14 protein-coding genes and 1 pseudogene are annotated in these 21295 nt (G+C 65.9%); 5 read left to right on the forward strand and 10 right to left on the reverse strand.

Annotation, left to right across the window (positions count from 1 at the left end):
- The first annotated feature begins 1247 nt into the window (after positions 1–1247).
- Positions 1248–1823 carry a hypothetical protein gene (locus tag IMZ11_RS25435; protein WP_228644862.1) on the forward strand — a complete coding sequence of 192 codons (576 nt, stop codon included), beginning with the start codon at positions 1248–1250 and terminating at the stop codon, positions 1821–1823.
- Between the two features lie 209 nt (positions 1824–2032).
- Here the strand turns inward: IMZ11_RS25435 and IMZ11_RS25440 are convergent, their stop codons facing one another.
- From IMZ11_RS25440 to IMZ11_RS25460, 5 genes are all read right to left on the reverse strand, one after another.
- Positions 2033–2299, reverse strand: a complete 267-nt coding sequence (locus tag IMZ11_RS25440) for a DUF6461 domain-containing protein (RefSeq protein ID WP_228644952.1) — start codon at positions 2297–2299, stop codon at positions 2033–2035.
- A 9-nt stretch (positions 2300–2308) separates the two neighbouring features.
- Entirely contained in the window at positions 2309–2974 is a 666-nt protein-coding gene (locus IMZ11_RS25445) for a helix-turn-helix domain-containing protein (protein ID WP_228644863.1), read from the reverse strand.
- 505 nt (positions 2975–3479) lie between these two features.
- Positions 3480–5474 carry a hypothetical protein gene (locus IMZ11_RS25450; RefSeq protein WP_228644864.1) on the reverse strand — a complete coding sequence of 665 codons (1995 nt, stop codon included), beginning with the start codon at positions 5472–5474 and terminating at the stop codon, positions 3480–3482.
- A complete protein-coding gene (locus IMZ11_RS25455; protein ID WP_228644866.1) occupies positions 5471–6634 on the reverse strand; it encodes a 5'-methylthioadenosine/S-adenosylhomocysteine nucleosidase in 1164 nt (387 codons plus the stop codon). Before IMZ11_RS25455 ends, IMZ11_RS25450 begins: the two co-directional genes overlap by 4 nt.
- Positions 6631–7362 (reverse strand): NUDIX domain-containing protein, encoded by a 732-nt coding sequence (locus tag IMZ11_RS25460; RefSeq protein ID WP_228644868.1) that lies wholly within the window; start codon positions 7360–7362, stop codon positions 6631–6633. The genes IMZ11_RS25455 and IMZ11_RS25460 overlap by 4 nt, the downstream gene beginning before the upstream one ends.
- A gap of 205 nt (positions 7363–7567) precedes the next feature.
- Here IMZ11_RS25460 and IMZ11_RS25465 point away from each other — a divergent pair, with 205 nt between their 5' ends.
- Both IMZ11_RS25465 and IMZ11_RS25470 read left to right on the forward strand, forming a co-directional pair.
- Positions 7568–10150, forward strand: a complete 2583-nt coding sequence (locus tag IMZ11_RS25465; protein ID WP_228644870.1) for a LamG-like jellyroll fold domain-containing protein — start codon at positions 7568–7570, stop codon at positions 10148–10150.
- A 96-nt stretch (positions 10151–10246) separates the two neighbouring features.
- Complete coding sequence (locus tag IMZ11_RS25470; protein WP_228644871.1) at positions 10247–11398, forward strand: DUF6461 domain-containing protein; 1152 nt, start codon at positions 10247–10249, stop codon at positions 11396–11398.
- Between the two features lie 1810 nt (positions 11399–13208).
- On the opposite strand, the gene IMZ11_RS25475 is transcribed toward IMZ11_RS25470, so the two are convergent.
- Positions 13209–13847 (reverse strand): hypothetical protein, encoded by a 639-nt coding sequence (locus IMZ11_RS25475; RefSeq protein ID WP_228644873.1) that lies wholly within the window; start codon positions 13845–13847, stop codon positions 13209–13211.
- Between the two features lie 151 nt (positions 13848–13998).
- Here IMZ11_RS25475 and IMZ11_RS25480 point away from each other — a divergent pair.
- Together IMZ11_RS25480 and IMZ11_RS46310 are read left to right on the forward strand one after the other, a co-directional pair.
- A pseudogene (locus tag IMZ11_RS25480) lies at positions 13999–14334 on the forward strand (IS5 family transposase); the annotation flags it as partial.
- Between the two features lie 115 nt (positions 14335–14449).
- Positions 14450–15550, forward strand: a complete 1101-nt coding sequence (locus IMZ11_RS46310) for an integrase core domain-containing protein (protein ID WP_228644875.1) — start codon at positions 14450–14452, stop codon at positions 15548–15550.
- 345 nt (positions 15551–15895) lie between these two features.
- On the opposite strand, the gene IMZ11_RS25490 is transcribed toward IMZ11_RS46310, so the two are convergent.
- Genes IMZ11_RS25490 through IMZ11_RS25505 form a run of 4 tightly spaced genes read right to left on the reverse strand, consistent with a single transcriptional unit; the run spans position 15896 to position 21086 of the window.
- Positions 15896–16645 carry an ABC transporter ATP-binding protein gene (locus tag IMZ11_RS25490; protein ID WP_228644877.1) on the reverse strand — a complete coding sequence of 250 codons (750 nt, stop codon included), beginning with the start codon at positions 16643–16645 and terminating at the stop codon, positions 15896–15898.
- A gap of 1 nt (position 16646) precedes the next feature.
- Positions 16647–18530 carry a dipeptide/oligopeptide/nickel ABC transporter permease/ATP-binding protein gene (locus IMZ11_RS25495; protein WP_228644879.1) on the reverse strand — a complete coding sequence of 628 codons (1884 nt, stop codon included), beginning with the start codon at positions 18528–18530 and terminating at the stop codon, positions 16647–16649.
- A 1-nt stretch (position 18531) separates the two neighbouring features.
- Complete coding sequence (locus tag IMZ11_RS25500) at positions 18532–19500, reverse strand: ABC transporter permease (RefSeq protein ID WP_037936595.1); 969 nt, start codon at positions 19498–19500, stop codon at positions 18532–18534.
- A gap of 26 nt (positions 19501–19526) precedes the next feature.
- Entirely contained in the window at positions 19527–21086 is a 1560-nt protein-coding gene (locus tag IMZ11_RS25505; protein WP_228644880.1) for an ABC transporter substrate-binding protein, read from the reverse strand.
- Between the last annotated feature and the right edge of the window lie 209 nt (positions 21087–21295).

Raw genomic sequence — 21295 nt, forward strand, 5'->3', positions numbered from 1 at the left:
AGATACCTGATCAGATTCGGGAAGGTACACCCCTTCCCGTCAGATCCACAGGTTTCAAGCATTGCTCCCTCTTCCCCCGTGACGACCGTGACCCGGACCGCCTGGCCGGTACCGGGCACCGTCGTCGGTCTGAGGCGCCCCGCGTGAGGGGGTCCGTGATCACGCGTGTACGTCGTGGTGCCAGCCGGGTCGGTGGTTATCCCGTCGCCTTTCTTGGGCCTATCGCTGAACCTCGGGGCGTGCCACGCTGCCCCAGAGGAGGCCGCGAAAAGTTCGGACCGAGGACGCCGGACCGGAGTTCCTCAGGAGGCATCTGAAGAAACGACAACGGATGCGTAGTTTGCCGTAGAGGATCTCCCCGACAGGGCGGTCGTGACGCCCTGCTTACGGCAATCCACGCATTCGAACCAGGTGCAGACCAGACCCACGGAGGAAAGCAAGTGAAGAGGACAAGAATGGCGTCGGTCCTCACAGCCGGCGCCCTCGCCATCGGGTTCTTCGGTGCATCGGCGAATGCAGCCACGCCGACGCAGACAGCGACGAGGGCTATGGCAGCGAAGTCAGGCTGCTCAGTCGTGCCCTTCACCCCACGTGTGGAAAAGAACTACAGCGTCGTGGCCACCAACTCCGCGAGCTGCAGGGGGCGGGTGCGCAACGTCCGCGTTGGCGTGAAGCTGTACCAGTACAAGAGTGGGTGGTATGTAGCGGACAAGAAGTCCACCTCCTGGGGAACCGTGTCCGTCTCGCGGTCCGGTTACGTTCAGAAGTGGATACATCCTATCCCAGAAAGAGTCTGCTACAAATATATTACGTATGCCTGGGCAACCTGGACCTATTCAAACGGCAGTCCTGGATCGGCGGGTCTCTATTCCGCCACCAAGAGATTATCGCCAGTCCGTTCCTGCTAGTGCCGTGTCGTGATCACGTGCTCGTCGTCGAAGATTGCGTGGGTCTTTTCGGGGGCGTGAAACAATCGTACTTATGAGGTGTCCTTCGCCTGTGGGTGCTGGAAGCGCAGAGAACTCCCATCATTCCAGGTCGGAGGGCACCTCCCTTCATTTCACGGCATTCAGGTCGGATTCGGATCGGTGCATCCAGGCTTAGTGATCTTGTTTGAAGCGTTCCGAGGCATGGAATCACTACGGGATTGCCGCCCTTAGATGACTTCGCCATTGTGGACCCAACCTCGACGGGCCCCCCAGTAGCACGTAGCGTGCGAGGTGATGACCCCACGAGAGGGAGCAGCCATGGAGCTCGAAACCATCCCTGCAAACCAGTACGGCATCGATCCGCGCACGCTGAAGGCGATGCAGTATCGCATCGAGCGCCAAGTGCCCCGCACCTCCAACGTCGCCACTTTTCACTTCACGCTGCGTGACGCGACCACGCGTGGCTATGAGCCTTTCCGCCAGCACACCGAGGCCAGCACTGGTGCCGGCGTCTACACGGAGGTGAACCTGCAGGGCAAGCTGGTTAGGATCAACTACAGCCACTCCGAGTACGTCTTCGTTCACGGGGATTACTTCACGGAGCTGAAGGAGTCTGAAGAGTGGCCCAGCGTCTATGTCATCGACTGGGTGTTCACTGAGCGCGCCGCCTGTAACGGAGCCTGGTGGGGCAACAAGCACGTCGAGGCCGGGTTCGCACAGATGATCAAGAATCTGGAGACGATACAGAAGTTCGGGAAGTGGGACTTAAACAGTGAGTACGACGACTACGAGGAACGTCCGGACCTGAATATCAGGATCGTAAACTCTTTCAACGCAGACGATGCCAAGGAGGGCATTAAGGTAGCCGTCAACGCCTACAAACGCAGGAATTGACGTACTCCGGGGAATGCTTGAGCGCTGGCCGACCAACGACCCGGCCGCGATACTGATCTTCAATTCGTAGTGTCGACTCCCGTTGTGATGGTCAGCGGCGGCGAGATTGGCCAGGACGCCACGTTTGAGCAGGGACCAGATGCCCTGTGCCGGATCTTGCGTGGAGACAATGACGCTCCACGCGTGTTCAGGATCTTCATAGCGGATCGTCATCGGTAAGGGTCAAGGTGGTCGGTGGGTCCGATCACGGCGGGGTCGGCGTAGCGGGCGGGGGACAGGTGGACGCCCGTGGCCCGTTCGGCAAGGGCGAGGGCCCGGGCGATGGGATTATCGGGGAACTCGGGTCGGTTGCCGTCGATATTCATGTCGAGGGCTTCGACGTCCGCCTGGAGCCGGTCGGGATCAAAACCCCAGCGGTAGGAGTAGGAGTACAGATCGAATGTGGTGACCAGCTGTGCGCCTGCCGAAAACTCTATCCATGCAGTTCAAGCCGCATGTGAGTACTCGTGGAGAACGCGGCCGAGCCGGTCTCGTCGGCGTACGTTTAGGTCGGTGATTCGCCCGGGGTCCATGATCGGATCGGGGACGGTACGCAGTGGGGCGGCTTGGTTCAGGGCTTGGTGGGCTCGGTGCTGGTTGTAGAACTGTTCGTACTCGCGTAGGGCGTGCCGCAGGTGGCCTTCCTGTTTGAGGATCTCCCATACCGTGGACGGTGCGACCTTGATGCCGAGCGTGGCGAGTTCCCCGTGCACCCGCCGATAGCCCCAGCCCGGATTCTCCCGGACCAGACGCAGGATGAGAGCGCGGGTGGAGCGAGCCGTGGGCGGGCGCCCGGGCCGCTTCGGCCTGCAGGTACGAACATGGCGCCGTTTCATCAGATCGCGGTGCCAACGCAGGACGGTGTCCGGCCGGACGAGGAGCCGCAGTCGGCGCAGGGCCTTGCGGGGCAGCGAGGTCAGCAGGGCGGCCAGAAAGGCGCGGTCCTCGGGCGCGAATCTCACCCTGGCGTCGGCGCCGAGTTGGCGTTCAAGCACGGTGATCTGGTGACGCAGGGCAAGTATCTCGACGTCCTTGTCCCGATCGCTCATGGGTAGCAACCGCAGCGCGGCGAAAGTGTTCGTGACGGTGAGATAGGCCAGGCGAAGGAGCACGGCCGATCATCATGCCGCACTTGGTTCCGTCTCCTGGGTCGCCGGAACTCGCGCCGCCACGCGAAGCCCTTGCAGGGTCATGACGTGGGCGGATGTAATTATCGGCAGGCGCAGTCCAAACGATCTACCGCGTGCCCGGACCGTGCCCAAGAGCAGCCAACGAGCAGCCATCGGCCGTCTTCTACTCGGTCCAAGACCGCAGCGAATCGAGAAACCGCAGGTCAGGGGGCGTACTTATAAGTAGGGCGGGTGGGACTTGAACCCACGACCCACGGATTATGAGTCGCCTTGATCAATGCCGCCCTGTGCCTCGGTGTGCCAGTTTCTATCATTCCGTCCGTTGTTGTCCATGCGGACGTGCCAAGCTATGACGGCCCATTTCACCCCGTGCCGCGTACACACGAGCAACCGCCGAGCAACCATCCCGGCAATAGCTGAACCAACTATCGAGCAATCGCCGAGCCCACTCGGCGTTCTGTGAGGAGGGAGGCGGTGTCGCCTATGGTCAGGACTCGGGGGCCTGCATGTCGTCCGTGAGGTTTCGTGTACGGTCCTGTCCGCGCCGGCGTTCCTGCAGAATCCATTCCTTCCCTTCTGCGGCGATCCCTTCCAACACGTGCAAGGTGTGGCGAAGACCTGCGGCGTCCAGCGTTACATCAGATACCGCTCCAGGATGCTCCCCCTGTTGGATCTCCTCCGCGTCCGGGCTGACCCGAACGCGGATTTCTTGCCCGTTGACGAGCGCGAGTTCGAAGGTCCGTTCATCGTTGTCCGCCTGGCGCACTCGTAGGGCCGCGATCGCCTCGAACCGGTAGTTGGCCCGCTGCCGGGCGTGAAAGGTGCCTCGTTCGAAATCGAGGGTGACGGTGAGCTGACGCACTCCATCTTGAGTGAGGACGAAGATGAGGATCTGGTACCTCAGGTAACGCCAGGGGCCGTTCCGCACTCGCGCACGCTTGCTCGACGCGGCGGGCGCTTCGATGAAGGCGTGGGCGATGACGTTGCTCATGGTCAGCTTGTAGTGCTGTAGTGCCTCGCTCAGCAGCACTTTCCGGTCGCAGTCCAGCCAGTCGGCCATTTCCCGGTCTTTGGGCTTGTCAGCCAGCTTCGCCTGCCATCGGGCGAAGGCCGCCTTGCTGTCCTTCAGTACCTGGTCGCTTTCGGACTTGTCAGCCGCGGCTCGGCGACGCTCCAGGGCGATGCGTAGCCAGGCACGGGCGGCGATCCAGCCGCCTGCCAGCGCGAGCAACGAGGAACGCGCCCCGCTCAGGGGAGTGACCAGTACCGCACTGCCAGCCGCCCAGATCCCCCCGCCGAGGAGCACGGTGATCCCGAAGACTGCTGCGGCTTTGGTGGGCGTAGGCGTGGCGAGTTCCCTGCGGTAGCTCCACAGCGTGCCTGTCTCCCAGCGTCGCCTGACGTCGCCGGCCCGGTAACGGATCAGCCAGGCGATCTTCTCGACGCCGACTCTTGTCTCCCGGTACACCTCGACTATCTCGTCGCGGATGCTCCCGCGGATCCCCGCCGTCGCAGCCAGCCATATGTCGCGGTTCGCGCCCCGCGGGACGTATTTGGCGAAGTAGTAATCGAAACGTTGATCCACTTTGCTGGCGAAACCGTCGGATGGAGCGCTCCAGCGCAGATGAGGCGTCGCATACTCCCGGTCCTTGGCGCGGCGTCGCGCTGTGCGGAAGCGCCATTCCACAGTGTTGCGCGCGCCGAAATAGCCGCCGGCGATGCTCAGAAGGTAGGGGAGGAGTGCGGAGATCCGGCCTCCCTGCACCAGCAGGAAACCGATGTGGATCGCCGCGGCGCCGAAAACCGCCGTCGCCGTCACGGCCTGGAGCCAGGTGGTGAAGGGAATCGCGGCCGGCCGTGGTTTGCGCTCCCGAGGGGGAAGCGGATCCGGCTGGAAGAACTTCCAGACCCGGTCTCCCCGCTCGCCGGCTGTCCGGCCGAGCTCAGCCTGGCTGACGGCGCGGTGCCACATCTGCTCCTTGAACGATCCGTCCAGGAACAGTTCCAGGTGCCGGAGAATGAGGAAACGCTGAGAAGAGCCGAGTTCGTCGAACTCTTTGAACAGGAGGCGGAGATCCGCGTCGCGTTTCTCCGCGCACGCCAACAGACGGTGAACCATCCTCACGCCATCCGCCCATGGGTCATCGCCGGTGAGCCGGAGGGTGTTCGGAGCATTCCGCAGCTGGGCTGCCTCTTCCTTGGACAGTTCGAGCCGGGTTCTGCCGCTCATCAGAGCGAGCAGCCAGTAGAAGCAGGCTCTGTTGGTGAGGTGCCCGGTCGCGACGGCTTCGCTGATGAGCTCCCAGGCCCGCCCCGAGGCACCGCTCTCGAGGAAGTGGACACCCGTCTCGAACTTCTCCGCCGGGGAGGCGTTTGGGGACGTCGTATAGGTGTAGATGTCGCCGTGTACAACGCCCGCCTGGACTCCGACGTAGGCGGAATCCCGGGCGATATTAGTTGCGGTGTTGTCGAACGTACTCATGACAGCCCCTGGGCTAAGGCGATGATGACCGCAAGTTCCCCAGCCAGCTCGGCTACGTCGCCGATGAGCCCGCGTACCTTCTTGAGCGCCAGCACCAGCTTGCCCCGGTTTTGCGGCGTGTTGGTCTTCAGTGCCTCGTCGGCCGCGTTAAGTTCTGCCTCCGCCGCCGCGTAGGTGTCTTCGTCCAGGTGTCCGGCGGTTCGTGTGCGCTGGAGCTGGGCGCGGAAGCCGGCGAGCGCCTCCTCGAGATCGGTCGTCGGGGCGTTCGGCTCTAGGGTGATGCGGATGCCGCCGTGCACGGTGCCGGCCTGGACTCCCACCCTTGCGTTCCCCTGTGCGATGTTCCGGGTCGTCTCGTGCATGGGCAAGGTCCTCGTCGTCTCCGCTGCCATGGGCTGGCCGCTGTCCTGCTTCTCGAAGGCCAGTTCTTTGGCCAGAACCGCGGCGAAAGCGGCCGCGTTGGCCACTGCTCGCGGCTGCCACTGCTCGCGGTCCATGGTCTCCTTGGTGCCGTCGGCCCGGTCGCTGATGCCCCGTATCACGACCACCGGCAGCGCCCCGTTGAGGTGTCCGGCCTGCACCACACCGGCGCCTTCCATCTCGATCGCCAGGGCGTCGTTGTAGTGGTCGCGGATCCACCGAGCGTGTGCGGAAAGTCGGGAATTCAGGACCACTTCGCCGGCGGCGATCGGCCCGAAGTGGACTTCCGGCGTATGGCCGCGAACAGGGAGATCACGTATCCACGAGCCGGTACGCGCGATGTGCCGGGCGATCTGGTCGGCGGCGTGCGATGTCTCCCAGACTCGGGGGCGGCTCTTGAACCCGTCGTCCTCGCTTGTCCCACCGTGGAACGCGTAGACGTGCGTCGCCACGACCACATCTCCGAGGGAGATGTGGGAGTGCAGGGCACCCGCCACTCCCACAAAGAGCAGGGCGGCGGGGGCGAACTCGGCGATGGCGCGTTCGGTCAGGACCGCCGCTGACTGATTGCCCTTGCCGACGTGCGCCAGCGCCACTCGGCACCGGCTGTCCACGAGACGGCCGACCTCGAAGCGGGTGCCCTGCTGGTGCCGGTGCAGGCGCGGGTCGACCAACTTCTCCCGGATCGCCTGGTATTCCAGGTCCAGTGCTGTGAGAATCACGATCGGTCGGTGGTTCACTGCTGCTCCTTGTGTGTCGATAACTCGGTGGGACGGACCATCGGCGGATACAAGACCTTGCGCGGGCCTGCTTTGAACAGCCGTGCCGGCCGCCCGGTCGCGGACTTCCGCTCCGAACCGGCCGCGACGATGAATCCGCCGGTCTTCTGGACCTTGCGATAGAAATTCCTGGGGTCGAGCCGGATCCCCCAAACCGCCTCGTACACCTCCTGAAGATCGGTGATCGTGAAGGTGGGCCCGCAGAAGGCTGTCGCGAGCGCGGAATGTTCGAGCTTGACGCGGGCGCGCTCGACGCCGTCCGCCACGATCCGCCGATGGTCGAAGGCGAGCTCCAACTCTCCGGAAAGCACTCGATCGACCGGCTGCCATTCGGCGTTGGCGGCGTCCGTTCCGGCCGTCGGCTCGGGCAACCACGGAGCGATGGCCAGATAGGCAACGGACACCACCCGGCCGCGCGGATCGCGACCTGGATCGCCGTATACGCCCAACTGCTCCAGGGTGAGGGACGCGACGTCCATGTCGGCCTCCTCCGAAAGCTCTCGGTGAGCCGCGGCGGTGATGCTCTCTTCGGAGTGCTGAAGGAAACCGCCTGGCAGCGCCAGCGCACCCTTGTACGGCTCGATCCCGCGCTCGACGAGCAGTATCTGCAGGCGTGACTCACGCAAGGTCAAGATCACCAAGTCGACGGCAAGCAGAACGACGGGAGGTGTCCATTGCTCATCGGTCATGCGGCGAGGCTAGTTTTTTGTCAGATTGACAAAAATAGGTGTGGCGGTGACAGACACCTATCCCTTGTCGTTGACCTCAGGCGTCGGGAGCGATGCTGCGCCTGCCGACATGGCATCCGCGCAGGTAATCCGGCTTGCCGACTTCTCTTGGTGTGCGCCCGCTCCGGCTGCCAGAAGGACCCCGATCGCGGCAGAATGATCACGCGTGCTCTTTCGCCTGGCCTATCTGACCGTCACGAACGCCTTCGCCGCACTGCGGCTGCTTCCGATGGGCGACCGGGACAAGGATGCCGAGATTCTCGCACTACGTCACCAGATCACCGTCCTTGCAACTCGGCGTCGGCGCCAGGGTAAGGTTCGCCCCCGAAGACCGGGCCCTTCTCGCCGCCCTTCTGGCGTCGCTGCCCCGCGAGGTTCTACGCCGAGTGCGGCTTATAGTCCGCCCGGCGGCACCCAGTCGAGTGTGACGGTCCCGTCCGGGAAGCTGACCGATGGGTGGCTAGTCCGCTGGCGTGTCCGCGCTGTCTCAGCGGCTGCTTCCTCTGCCTGGTCGGACTGGCAGTCCTTCACTGTCAGCCTGCCCAAGCCCACCGCTACCGGCCTGGCCATCACCCCGTCGAAGGTGGTGGACGGCGTGACAGTGACCACCACGCTCACGCCCATGCTGGAGGCCACCGTCACCCATCCGACCGGCCAAACACTGCGAGCTGAGGCCGAGATCGAGCACGACCCGACCGCACCGCAGGGACAGGGGAGCGGCCAGATCTGGACCGGGAGCGTGGACGACGTCGCCTCCGGCACCCAGGCCAGCCTCACGGTCCCGGCGGGGGAACTGGCCGACGGGTGGAAGGTGCGCTGGCGCTTGCGCGCGGTCGCCGAGCAGGTTACCTCGGCCTGGTCGGACTGGCAGCAGGTCACCGTCGACGTCACCCAGCCCGGCGAGGAACCTCTGGCGCAGACCACCGGACCGGTGATCCGCACCGACCAGAGCTTCACCGTCGCTGCCTGGCTGCGTTGGAGTGACAAGGACGGCGCGTACACGGTCATCGAGCAGAAGGGCACCCACACCGCACCGTTCCGCCTCGGCAACGATCCCGACCGTGGTCTGGTGTTCACATTCACCAGCGCCGATGGGGCCGACGCGCCGACGGAGGGCGTGTTGTCGGACGTTGAACCGCCGGTGAACGAATGGTTCCATCTCGCCGGTGTCTACGACGCCACGGCAAAGACGGCCACGCTCTACTTGAACGGTGATGTGGTCAAATCAGAGCCAATCAGCTTCCCTGCCTGGAACGCGGAGAGCCCGCTGACCCTCGGCACGAGCATGCGCGGCGACCTCGATGAGGTCCACGCTCTTCAGACAGCGCTTCCGCAGGTGGAGGTGAGCAGACTCTACGGGTTCACCGACCCGGTGGCCGCGAGTCCTGAGAGCACCGCGACTCTCCGGCAGGTCACCATGTTGGCGCGGTCTAGGAAGTTCCCCTACAACCGTCTCACTCACGAGGACTGCGCGACGGCTGTTGGCACTCCCGAGCGCCCCGCGTGGGAGGCCTCACTGCTCGGCCCGATCAGGCGGGCCTTTTACTACAAGAACTCCTACAACATGTGCTACGCCATGTGGATCGGCGAGAGGGAGGAAGACAACGACCTGGAGGACGAGAACGATCTCTTCGAGATTGCCAAGTGGTACGGCCGTCTGACACTGGTCTTCCACACCTACGTAGGCAAGGCACACGGCAACACCCAGGCGCGGGATGCCAAGGCAGGCGTGGACAGTCGGCAGGTCAAGGTCTGGGCGCGGCTGGACAAGGTCAAGTTTGTCGACCCCGACTGGACCGACCGCAAGTTGCGCATCGCGCTCGGTCAGAACGGGCTCAACTGCCGGGCCACCTATGTGGAGGACGGTGTCACCAGGTTGGCGCCGCACGGCAGGGAGGCGTTGGTCACCAACTGGCGGGACGGCGGCGACTTCGAGTTCACGTTGGGCATTCCGTGGGATGGACTTCCGCACGGCGACAAGGTCGGCACATGTAGCGTCGAGCCCTACGTCAACTTCACTTCCAATCCCGACCTGACGGATCGGATGTGGTACCTGAACCCGTTCTTCAGAGACAAGAAATACACCCAGTCTTTCGTCTGCGACAGCGCGGACTGGATTACGGCCTATACAGGTGGCTGTATCGTCGGTTCCGTGGCACCTATCTTCATTCTCGACGCTAATGAGAAGGGAAAGAAGTCGGTCGAGAAGAGCGTCGAGAATATTTACAACTCGCTATATAATCCCGGGGCGACTCTTCCTGTTCCTCCGGCCGGAGTGGTCAAGAAGGTTCCCGGCGCCTGGAACGTCAACAACTACGGTTGCGCCCGAATTGGCACACAGCCAGGGGGCTGTCTGCATCGGACCCGGGATACGGCCATACACAAGAAGAATCGCGACGTAGCCATTCCGGCTTGTCTGGCTCAAAGAGCGTATACGCGCCCGGAAAGCTGCGACGAGTATCCGTTCGCCACCACGCTTGAAGGGGCGGGTTCAGGGCCGCACTTCTCCGTGAAGATCATGCACGAGAGTGACAACTGCTCTTCCGGTTCACGGCTGTCGGTCTTCTACCAACGGCACCGGATCAGAGAGCGGAGTCCGTTCTGGGTCGATGTGATTCAGAAGGGGCACACGCGGCCCGCAAGCGGGGCTCCCGGAATCGTGGCCACCGAAGCAATCTTCCCTGAGGAGATTCTCGATCTCAGAGGCTGCGGTATCGATGGGGTCGACACCCCTATCGGTCCGTGGTGATCAATTAGGATCAGATGATGTTCGACGGCGTTGCCGGGGCAAGCCTGCCCCGGCAACGCCGAACGAGATGCATGCCTGCCAGCCACTCGAGGAACGATGAACGAGGCTCTCGCCTTCTACTCTGACGCCGATCGGCTCTTCGCCGATCCGGTGTGCATAACTTGGATCAGGGGCGTCGCCGTTGAGGACGTGTTGAGGGAGTTCGGCGCTGATCCAGAACAGGCCATCGAGGCGACATGGGCTCAGGTGTACGCCGCGGCTTGGGGTGACGACGATGACAACGGCGCGGAAGCGGACGGCGATGACGGAGAGGACTACGACGGGCTCAGTGGGGTGCTGCTTGCCGCCGCACACGACGGCGGCGTGGTCGTGGTCGAGCCGCTGTCGTGTTTGGGGACCGATAGCGCGTTGTTGCGAGACCTGACGGCCGCGGGTGGTGAGGCGCTCAGCCTCTACTGGACAATCAATCTCCAGGTATCGGTTACGTCGGCGGTCGGCGGTCGCATCGTGGCCACCTTCGACCCGCTGGAACTGTTCGCTGCCAGCGGTGACGACCCCGACGCTGTGTCAGAGTGGTTGCGCTCTTTGCCGGTCACGGAGACGCAGTGGCGGGAGGACTGGATGGCCGTCGCTTTCGCGCTTGGAGAGCGCCTTTCAGGCATTCGCGTCCACAGGGATTGGCTGGCACGACCGCACCTGCTCAGCCGTACCGCCCCCCATAGCAGACGACCTGAGCTGTTCCTGGACGCGCGGATGCGTGCCCTGGTCGCTGCCGACCCTCGTGTCGCGGCCATCGCCGCCCAGCCTGACCACGACAAGCTTCCCGAGATTATCCGGATCGCCGCCGAGATGGCGGTAAGGAGCACTGGCATCCGTGGAGACGTGGTCGACAAGGCGATGAACCTGATCACGACGGGTGAGCGCGGAACTAGAGGTAGGGCGCTCGACGCCGAGCTCGCGCTGATGGCCGATCAACTGCTGAAGCAGGCGCAGGCGGCCCATCAGCGTGACGCGCGAGGTGCCCCCTTCAATCCAGGCCATGACACCGTCTTCGGGCGCCTTCTTCTGGAGCGACAGGCGGTCGAAGCCCTGCGGGGGGCGCTGTACTCCGATCCGGAAACGGCCTCGTCGAAAGCGCTGGACGGCGCGGCCGCCACCCAGCTGAGCCACGACAACGGCGACGACATCCGGTACCGGACGCTCACCGCGATTCGACACTTCATCGTGCATGGCGAAAACTGGCTTTAACTTCAGCTGTCGATGGTTGGGTTCCCTAGCATGAATCCGAGCCAGCCGGTCCCGCCGGGTGGCTCGGGGGGATCTCACCTCCGGGCTCCCATAGAACGGAGAGTGACAATCTCAGCCTTGATTAGCGACACTTTACGGGCCACTCCCGCGCCACCCACCTGGGTGGTGGACGGAGTGCGTCCGCCTGCCGTTCCGGCAGCGTCCGCCGCAGCGTGTCGGCGAGGCCCTCGCGGCCTGATGCTTTTGGTGAACACCTTAGGCCCTCGCGGCCTGATCCACTACATCAGTGGTGTCCGTCGAACCGAATCAAGCCCAGGGTTGACTGGCGTGATCGCTAAGGGGAGCTGATGGGGATGTTGGCCTCTGCCGCCCATCTCTCGATTCTTGGCCAATCGGTGTTCGTCCATGCGCTGCGTTGCAGGGTGCCTGTGGGTGCCAGAAACTCGGCAACGCGGCTGATCTGCGGTTCGACGCTCGAGCGTTCACTGTGCATGATCATGCCGATAGCCGTTCCTCGATCATCGGACGCCAACGATCACAGACGGGCTTGAGCCGTAGGAGTCGGTCTGCTGGGCTTGCCTGGGTCGTGGCAGGCGGGACGATCAGGCTTCAACCTCAGCCAGCTACGGACATGGCTCGTGCGCGGGCGATCATCCCGGAGCCGAGGCCCCCGCCGGAGGCATATTTGATGGATGACGAGCGGCGGGGCCGATGCGATGCGCGTGAACCAGCGCCATATGAGCGGCGTCTCACGATCATGACTCGTACACGCTGGGTCCTGCTTGTCGCGGCTGTCGTCGCTCTGGTCTTGGCGGGGCTGCTGTGGTGGATCACGACCGAGGGCGCCCGGCAGCTTGATGGGCACATACGGCAGGCTCTTGAGAGTTATGAACGGGGGTTCGCAAGGGACGGTGCGGGGGCTACTCCGACACCTCTACCTCTGCGGCGGGATGGGTACGGCCCCCTTCTTGGCGCTCCGTCCGTCAAGAAAGTGACCGTTCACCGGGACGGACAGACGCTCACCGCCGAGTTCACTGGTGGGAAGACCACTGGGCCTTGCGGCGCGGACTACACCGCGCGAGCCGTCGAGTCTACGCATGCGGCCCTGATCGTGGTAGAGGAGCATCCACACGAGAGGGGAAGTAGCTGGGATTGCCTGGATGTGGGATACCGCAGGCAGGTGATCGTACGGCTCAGCCGTCCCCTGGGTGAGCGTGTGGTGCTGGAGGCCATGAGGGGGATGCCCGCGCCTGTTGATCTCATGAGATGACCCGGGCGACGGCGGGTTCGTGGTGGGCTTGGGTGTGGCGGATGCTGTGCACGGCGGGCGGCCCGAGCTGTCGGCGGCCGGAACCGGCCCCCAGGCCGCATGCCCGGCCTACGAACCCTGGCTCTGGTCGGGGCGATCATCCCGGAGCTGAGGCCCGCGCCGGAGCCCGCTCTTGCTCCTGGGGGATGCCTAAGATCACACTGGTCCGTATGGTTCGTGTCTGTCTACTCTTTTGCGCCCTGGCAATGGTTGTGACCACGGCGGCTTCCTCGATGCTGACCTTGTCGAGGAACGACGAGATGGGCCGCGCGTGTTTCCTCGGGGTTTCCGATCTGCGATCGGTGTCACTGCTGCTTTCGCTGAGCTCGGTATTGAGCGGAATCGGAATTGCTGTGGGCTCTGCGGCTGCAGGTAGGGAGTGGAAGATGCGGAGGAACGCAAGCCGTGGGCTAGTGCGGTGACCGGATAGGTTCCCCGGATCCTGGCTTGCAGGCGTGGCGCCCGGGTGGGTTCGGCGCGCGTTGCCAATCCCGGCTCTCGTCACAGCTCTCCCGCTTCGGGCCAGTTGGACCAATGGGTGTTTGGCGGCATGGTGGGCCGGTATCGAGTGGCGTCTCCGGTAGCGAGGACCTCAGCGATCTGCCGGAAGGTCTCGGTTTCGCTCGGAAGGTTCTCGAACAGATCCGCCTGATGCCACTCCTCCAGGCGCAGGATCACGGGAAGGTCCAACGGGACCCGGGAGCGCACTTCATGCTCATCGGCCAGGAGCAGATCCCGGTGGGCGGGTACCAGCAGGCGGCAGACGTCCCACATTGGCTGCCCCGCGCGAGTGTCGACCTCCATGGACCGCCCACGGATCTGCAGCGGCACGTCGCCGACGTAGCCGAGTTCGGGGTCGCTCACCTGCTCGGCGTTGTCCAGCCGGTCGTGGAAGTCGTTATTGTCGGTCCCCGGCCTACCGGAGGTGAGGCAGTTGCCGAATGTGTGGAGGACATCAACGAGGTTGGCGGCACGGTAGTTGAAGCCGACCAGTTCGACGACAAGTGCCCAGCGTGTCTCGTCGCGCATAAGGTGCATCCGCGTGTCGGTCGGATAGACATAGCCGTTGTCGAGGTTGGGAAAGCGGTAGTTCTCGGCCGCGTCGTTGAACTGGGCCAGGATGGCGTCAGTAGAGATCACGCAGATCATGGTAGAGGGGTGCCGGTTTGACTTTTCGATCAGCTGATCGCCTTTCGCTAACCCGGTGAACGTATGTGGTCACGGCCCTAGAGCGTGTCCCGCGATCTTTGGTGCCAGCTTGGTGTAGATCATTGGCGTGGATGAGGAGCGTCTGAAACGTCATGATCTGACCGATGAGGAGTGGGTGCGGCTGGAGCCGTTGCTGCCGGTGAGCACGGGGTGGGGCGCACGGTGGAACGACCACCGAACCGTGCTCAACGGGATCTTTCACCGGACGCGGACAGGCACAGTGTGGCGGGATCTGCCGCCGTCTTACGGGAACTGGAAGACGGTCTACAACCGGCATCGCCGCTGGTCATTGGATGGGACGTGGGAACGGATCCTGGATGAGCTACGGGCGGGGTGCGACGAGGCCGAGGGAGAGGACTGGACAGTCAGCGCCGACTCCACGGTGGTGCGTGCCCACCAGCACGCGGCCGGTGCTCGGCACTGCGCCTGCCGACAATGACATCCGCCCAGGTCACGGCCATGTTGGGCTTCGCGTGGCGTGCGCGAGTTCCGGCCTCCAGGTGAGGGCGACGCGTGCGGCATGATGATCGGCTGTGCTCCTTCGCCTGGCCTATCTCGCCGTTACGAACGCCTTTGCCGCGCAGCGATTGCTGCCGATGGGCGATCGGGACAAGGACGTCGAGATTCTCGCCCTGCGCCATCAGATCACTGTCCTTGAACGGCAGCTCGGCGCCGATACCAGGGCGAGGTTCGCGCCCGAGGATCGGGCTTTCCTGGCCGCGCTGCTGACATCGCTGCCGCGTGAGGTCCTGCGCCGGGTACGGCTTCTCGTCCGGCCGGATACCGTCTTGCGCTGGCACCGCGATCTGATGAATCGGCGTCATGCTCGTACCTGCCGGCCGAACCGGCGAGGGCGCCCGCCCACGGTCCGCTCCATCCGTGTCCTCATCCTGCGCCTGGTTCGCGAAAATCCATCGTGGGGATATCGGCGAGTGCACGGCGAGCTCACCACGCTCGGTATCAAGATCGCACCGTCCACGGTCTGGGAGATCCTCAAGCAGCAAAGGCTTGATCCGGCGCCCGAGCGGGCTTCCACCACGTGGGCCGAATTCCTGCGCTCGCAAGCCGATGCCGTGCTGGCCTGCGATTTCATCGAGACCATCACTTTGAACGGGCAGCGCCAGTACATCCTGGCGGTCATCGAGCACGCCAGCAGGCGCGTCCGCGTGCTGGGCACCACCGCGCACCCGAACGCGAGCTGGGTCATTCAGGCGGTCAAGAATCTGGTGATGGATCTGGAGGATGCGGGCTGCCGGACGCGCTACCTGATCCGAGACCGGGACGCCAAGTTCCCGGCTCTTATGGACGAGATCCTGTCCGATGCCGGCATCGAGACCATGCTCACCGGTATCCGGGTGCCGCGCATGAATTCGATCATGGAGCGGTGGGTGCAGTCGTGCCGCCGTGAGCTACTGGACCGCTGCCTGATCTGGAACGAACGCCACCTACGGTACGCCCTGCGCGAGTACGAACGGTTCTACAACCAGCACCGAGCCCACCAGGCCCTGGCCCAAGCGGCCCCGCTGCGTACCGTCCCGGATCCGATCACGGATCCCGAGCGAATCATCAACCTGAACATACGCCGACGAGACCGGCTCGGTGGCGTCCTTCACGAATACTCACATGCGGCTTGAACTGCGCGGACGGAGTTCTCGGCAGGCGCACAGCCGAAGGTCTCCACGGGCTGGGGGTTGATCGAGCGGAGCGCGTTGTCCGGCATCGGTCCGCTGGCTGCGGATTTCGTCCGGCGGGACCATACGCCGCACCTCACCGAGGCCATGCAGATGCGCAAGCTCGGTGTCGCGGTGGGGGCGGCTACGCCGGCGAGCTGCTTACCGACGGCCCCGCCGAGGATGACCCGGTGGTTGTGGTACGACGCCCGGCGGCGCAGGGTCAGCGCCCGCCGCCACCAGGTCGAGCGTCGAGTAGGTGTCGATGAGGAACGGCTTGGACACCTCGAGTCCGGCATCGACTCTCAGCTATGAGCGGCCATTACCCATCGTCATGGTCGGGACGGCTTCGAGGAGCTGCTTCGTGTACGGGTGCGCGGAACGCTCGATGACGTCCTCCGTCGTACCGTGCTCGACGAGCCGGCCGGACTTCATGACCGCGATCGAGTCGGCCATGTAGCGGACCACGGCGAGGTTGTGCGAGATGAACAGGATCCCGACACCGGTCCGGGTCTGGATCTCCTTGAGCAGGTTGAGCACGGCACCCTGGACCGAGACGTCGAGCGCCGACGTGATCTCGTCGGCGATCAGGACCTCGGGCTCGGCGGCGAGGGCGCGGGCGATGGCGACGCGCTGCCGCTGTCCGCCGGAGAGCTGCCGGGGGCGCTTGTGGACGTCGCCAGGATCGAGCCGGACCATCTCGAGCAGCTCGGTGACCCGGGCCGGCCGCTCCCGCCGCCCGCTCGCCCGGGGCAGGCCCTCGGCGATCGACGCGCCGACGCTCATCCGCGGGTTGAGGGACGCGTACGGGTCCTGGAACACGTACTGCAACGGCGGGCGGCCGCGCGGGTCGAGCCCCGCCCCCTTCCAGAGGATCGTGCCCGAGGTGAGCGGGGCGAGGCCGACCGCCGCCCGGGCGAGGGTCGACTTGCCGGACCCCGACTCGCCGACGAGCCCGACGACCGAGCCGGCCGCCACGGTCAGGCTGACCTCGTCGACGGCCGTCACGGCGCCCTGATTGTGGCCGTACCGGACAACTATGTCGCGGAGCTCGAGCACGTCACGCCTCGCTTTCTAGGACCGGCAGCAGCGGATGCCAGCAGGCGACGGCGCCGCCACCGCCCGAGTCGGCCAGTTCGGGACGCGCCTGCCGGCATCGGTCGTCCGCCCGGCCGCACCGGGGCGCGAACGCGCAGCCCGGCGGCAGGTCAGAGGCGTGCGGCGGGCGGCCGGGAATGTTCGCGAGCGGCCGCGACCGGTCCGTCGACATGTCCGGGATGCTCGCGATCAACGCGCGGGTGTACGGATGCGCGGCCTCGGCGAGCCCGCTGACCGGCAGTTCCTCGACCACCCGGCCGGCGTACATGACCAGGACCCGGGACGCGTTCTCAGCCACCACCGCGATGTCGTGGCTGATCAGCAGGACGGCGGCGTCGCTCTCCCGGGAGATGCGCCGCAGCAGGCCGAGCACCTCCTTCTGGACGGTCACGTCGAGGGCGGTGGTCGGCTCGTCGGCGACGATCAGCGCCGGCTGGGCCATGAGGCCCATCGCGATCGACGCGCGCTGGCGCATGCCGCCGGAGAACGCCATCGGGTACTGCTTCGCCCGCGCCTGCGGGTCGGTGACCAGCACTGCGCTGAGGCGGTCGACGGCTCGTCGCCACGCGTCCCGGCGGCCGAGGCGTTCGTGGGTTTCCGCGACCTCGGCGAGCTGGCGTCCGACCTTGAGCGTCGGGTTCAGCGACGACATCGGGTCCTGGAACACCATCGCGAGCGAGGTGCCGAGCAGCCGCTCGCGGTCGCGGGGGCGCATCCGCCGCAGCTCGTTGCCCTTGATCTGGTGCACGTCGGCCTCAGCGACGTTCGGGTACGAGGTGAGCTGTGCGGCCGCCATGGCGGTGAGGCTCTTGCCCGATCCCGACTCGCCGACCAGCCCGACGATCTCGCCGCGGCGAAGGCGCATGCTGACGTCGACGACCGGGGAGAAGGGCGCGGTCTCGCCGGGTACGGTGACGGTCAGGCGCTCGATCCGGAGCACCTCGTCGCCCGGTGGCGGCGTCTCGGCCGGGGCCGTATCCCGGCGCTGGGACCTGAGGGACGGGAGCCGGAGGTGACCGTGCTGGCTGCCGCCGAGGACCTGGGTCAGCAGCTCGCCGGCGAGGACGAATGCGAGACCCGCGACGACGATCATGATGGACGGCGCGAGCGCGGCCGCCGGGTTGGTGTAGATGGCCGGCAGCCCGTCGGCGAGCATGCGTCCCCAGTCGTACTGCGGCGGTTGCACGCCGAAGCCGATGTAGGACAGTGCCGATATGCTGAGCAGCGCCGCCCCGACCTGGCTGGTCGCGTTGATGACGAGGGGTTCCGAGATGTTCGGGATGACGTGGCGAATCAGGATCCGCCACCGCGGGACCCGGAGCAGTCGCGCGGCGGAGACGTAGTCGGCGTTCGCGACACCGCTGGCGGTGGTGTGGGTCAGCCGCGCGAACGAGGGCGCGAAGGCGATCGCCATCGACAGCACAGCGCCGCGCGCCCCCACTCCGAAGATCATGGCGAGGAACAGGGCGAGCAGCAGCCCGGGAAAGGCGACCATCAGGTTCAGGACGGCGACCACCGCTCGGCCGGCGCGCCGGCCGAGCACGACGGGGACGGTGCCGATGATCAGCCCGCAGGCCACGCCGATGCCGACGACGAGCAGAGCGAGGACGAGGGACAGCCGGGTGGCCACCAGCGTCCGCGTGAGGACGTCGCGTCCGAGGGCGTCCGTGCCGAACGGGTGCGCCGCCGACGGTCCCGCCTGGAGCGCGCCGCCCGCGATCTCCGTGGCCCGGTCGCCGAGCAGCAGCGGCGCCACGACGGCGGTCGCGACCAGGAGCAGCAGCAGGGCGACCGTGACCACGCCGAGCGGCGACGACAGGTGATGGCGGGTACGTGACCAGGACACGTCAGCTCTCCTTGATCGTCGAGCGCGGGTCGATGACGGCGATCGCGATGTCGACCGCGAGGTTGATCAGCAGGATGCCGGCGCCGAAGAAGAGCGCGACCGCCTGGACGACCGGGTAGTCCTTGGCGAGCACCGAATGCACGAGCTCGGCGCCGACGCCGGGCCAGGCGAACACGTTCTCCACGAGCACGGTGCCGGCCACCATCGACGCGAGGATCATGCCGGAGACGGTCAGCGTCGGGGTCAGCGTGTTCGGCAGCGCGTGCCGCAGGTAGATCAGCCGCGCCGGGAGGCGCTTCGCGCGCGCCGCCCGGATGTAGTCCTCGCCGAGCACCCGCTGGGTCTCGGCCCGGACGATCCGCGCCAGGTAGGCGGCCGGCCCCACGACGAGGGCGGTCACCGGCAGCACGAACGACGCGGGACCGGACAAGCCCGCGACCGGCAGCGCATTGAGGGAGACGGCGAAGACGAACACGAGTCCGACCGACACCAGGTAGTCCGGCACGGAGAGCGCAAGCCCGGTCACGCCGCCGAAGCCGAAGTGCAGGCCGCGGCCCCGGCCGTCCCGGGTGGCGATACCGAGGAGCAGGCCCACCGGTATCGCCACCGCGAGGCAGACCACGAACGCGGTCAGGCCGAGCTGGAGGGTCGCGGGCACCAACTGTGCCATCTTCTCCCGCACCGGCGTCTGGGTGTCCAGGGACGTACCGAGGTCGAGGTGGAGCAGGTTCCAGAGATAGTCCAGGTACTGCCGCCACAGCGGGTCGTTGAGCCCGAGACGCTCCCGGGTGGCCGCGATGGTCTCCGGCGGCGCCATCAGGCCCAGGGCTCCGCGTACCGGGTCGCCCGGCAGCGCGTGGACCATGGCGAACGATGCGGTGACGACGACCGCCAGCGAGACGACGAACCTCCCCAGCCGCCGGATCAGGAATACCGGCCACGGGTGCCTGGCGCGCAGCGACGACTTCACAGAACCTCCCATCCTCCCCGCCGTGCCTAGCGCAGAACCCGGAGCGAGGTGGGCTCCAGCACGCGGGCGACGACGTCGAACTTGGCCCCGTTGCCCCAGTAGAGGTAGGGCGAGACGGCGATCGGGGTGATGTCCGCGTCCTTGATCAGGGCGCCCTCGCCCGCGTTCCAGTCGGCGCAGCCGCCGGTGCCGGACTTCGCCTGCGCCGCCTTGATCGAGCTGTCGAAGACGTCGTTGTGCATCGAGCCGTAGTTGATGCCGCCATGCGACGGGGTGGCGCCGGAGAAGAACGGCACGAGCGTGGCCGGGTTGGACACGCCGAGGCCGATGAGGGTCGCGGTCCACGGGCCCTTGCCGCCGAAGACGACATCGGACCGCGCGTTGAACGACTGTCCCTTGAGGTCCACCTTGACGCCCAGCGCCGTCCACTTCTGGCCGATGTACTCGGCCGCCGCCGCGGTCGTGGTGTCCTCGTTGTCGTAGACGAACGCGACCTCGAGCGGCTTGCCGTCCTTGGCCCGGGCTCCGCCGCCGGCGGCCGTCCAGCCGGCCCGGTCGAGCAGCGCCGCCGCGGCGGCCGCGTCGTACGCCGGCTTGTTCGGGGTGACGGTGTCACCGCTGCAGATCTTCGGGTCGGTCAGCAGCCCGTTGGCCTCCTGTCCGAGGCCGCCGGTGGCGACCTGGGCCAGTTCCTTCATGTTGAGAGCGCCGACGAGCGCGCGCCGGACGTTGACGTCGGCGGTCGGCAGACCGGCGGCCTGGTTGAAGGTGAGCTCGTCGTCGATGATGCTGCCGCCGTCCGAGAACACCTTGGCGGCCTTGAGCCGCTGGGTGTCGGCACCGGAGAGGTACGAGATGTTGACGCCCTTGCTCAGCAGGAGGTTGGCCGTCGTGGTCGCGCTCGTCACGAGCTTGAAGGTCACCTTCGCCGGCATACCGTTCTCGGCGGTCGAGGCGCCGTTCGGCCCCCAGGAGTACCCGTCGCGGCGGGTGTACGTGTACTGGTTGCCGGCCTGCACGCCGGAGAGGACGAACGGACCGGAGCCGGCGGAGGCGGCCTTCAGGGAGTCGCGGTTCTTGATGGCGCTCGAGCAGACCAGCGGCAGCTCGGCCAGGTTCTGGAAGAAGAAGGGCGCGCCCTCCTTGAGCTTGACCGCGACGGTGCCGGCGGCCTTGTCGGCCGTTGCCGTGGCGCCGGCAGGAACGGCGGCGCCGCGCATGGGCGAGCCGTTGCCCTCGGCGGCCACGTAGTTGATGTTGTCGGCCACCGTCTGCGCGTCCATCGGCGAGCCGTCCGAGCAGGTGACGCCCTCGCGGACGGTCAGCGTGTAGGAGGTTCCCTCGCCGGTCCACGACTTGACGACGCTGGGCGCCACCTCGCCGGAGTCCAGCAGTTTGACGGGCGTGTCGTAGGCGAAGACGGCCATCATCTTGTTGACGCCGTTGACCGAGCGCTGCGGGTCGAGCGCACCGGGGTCGCTGTCGATCGCGATGGTGAGCGAGCCGCCGTCGGCATAGTCGTCGCCGGACGAGCTACCGGTGCTCCCACCGTTGGAGCAGGCAGCCAGCGCGACTGTCGAGCACAATACGGAAATCGAGACACGAAAAGGGCGATTTCGGACCATTGGCGTGTGACTTCCTCTGCGGCCGGCGGGACGAGCCAGCTCGGCGCTGGGTGATGTAACCCACGATTGAAGCCACAGCGCGGCAGCGATTCTTGTCCAAGCCCACAAAGGTGCCCGTGCTCGATCGTGGCCAGACCCAAGCCCCACGGTCGCCCCTCACTTTAACGTCG

It is taken from the genome of Microtetraspora sp. AC03309, assembly GCF_020826795.1.
GTDB classification, from domain to species: Bacteria; Actinomycetota; Actinomycetes; order Streptosporangiales; family Streptosporangiaceae; genus Microtetraspora; species Microtetraspora glauca.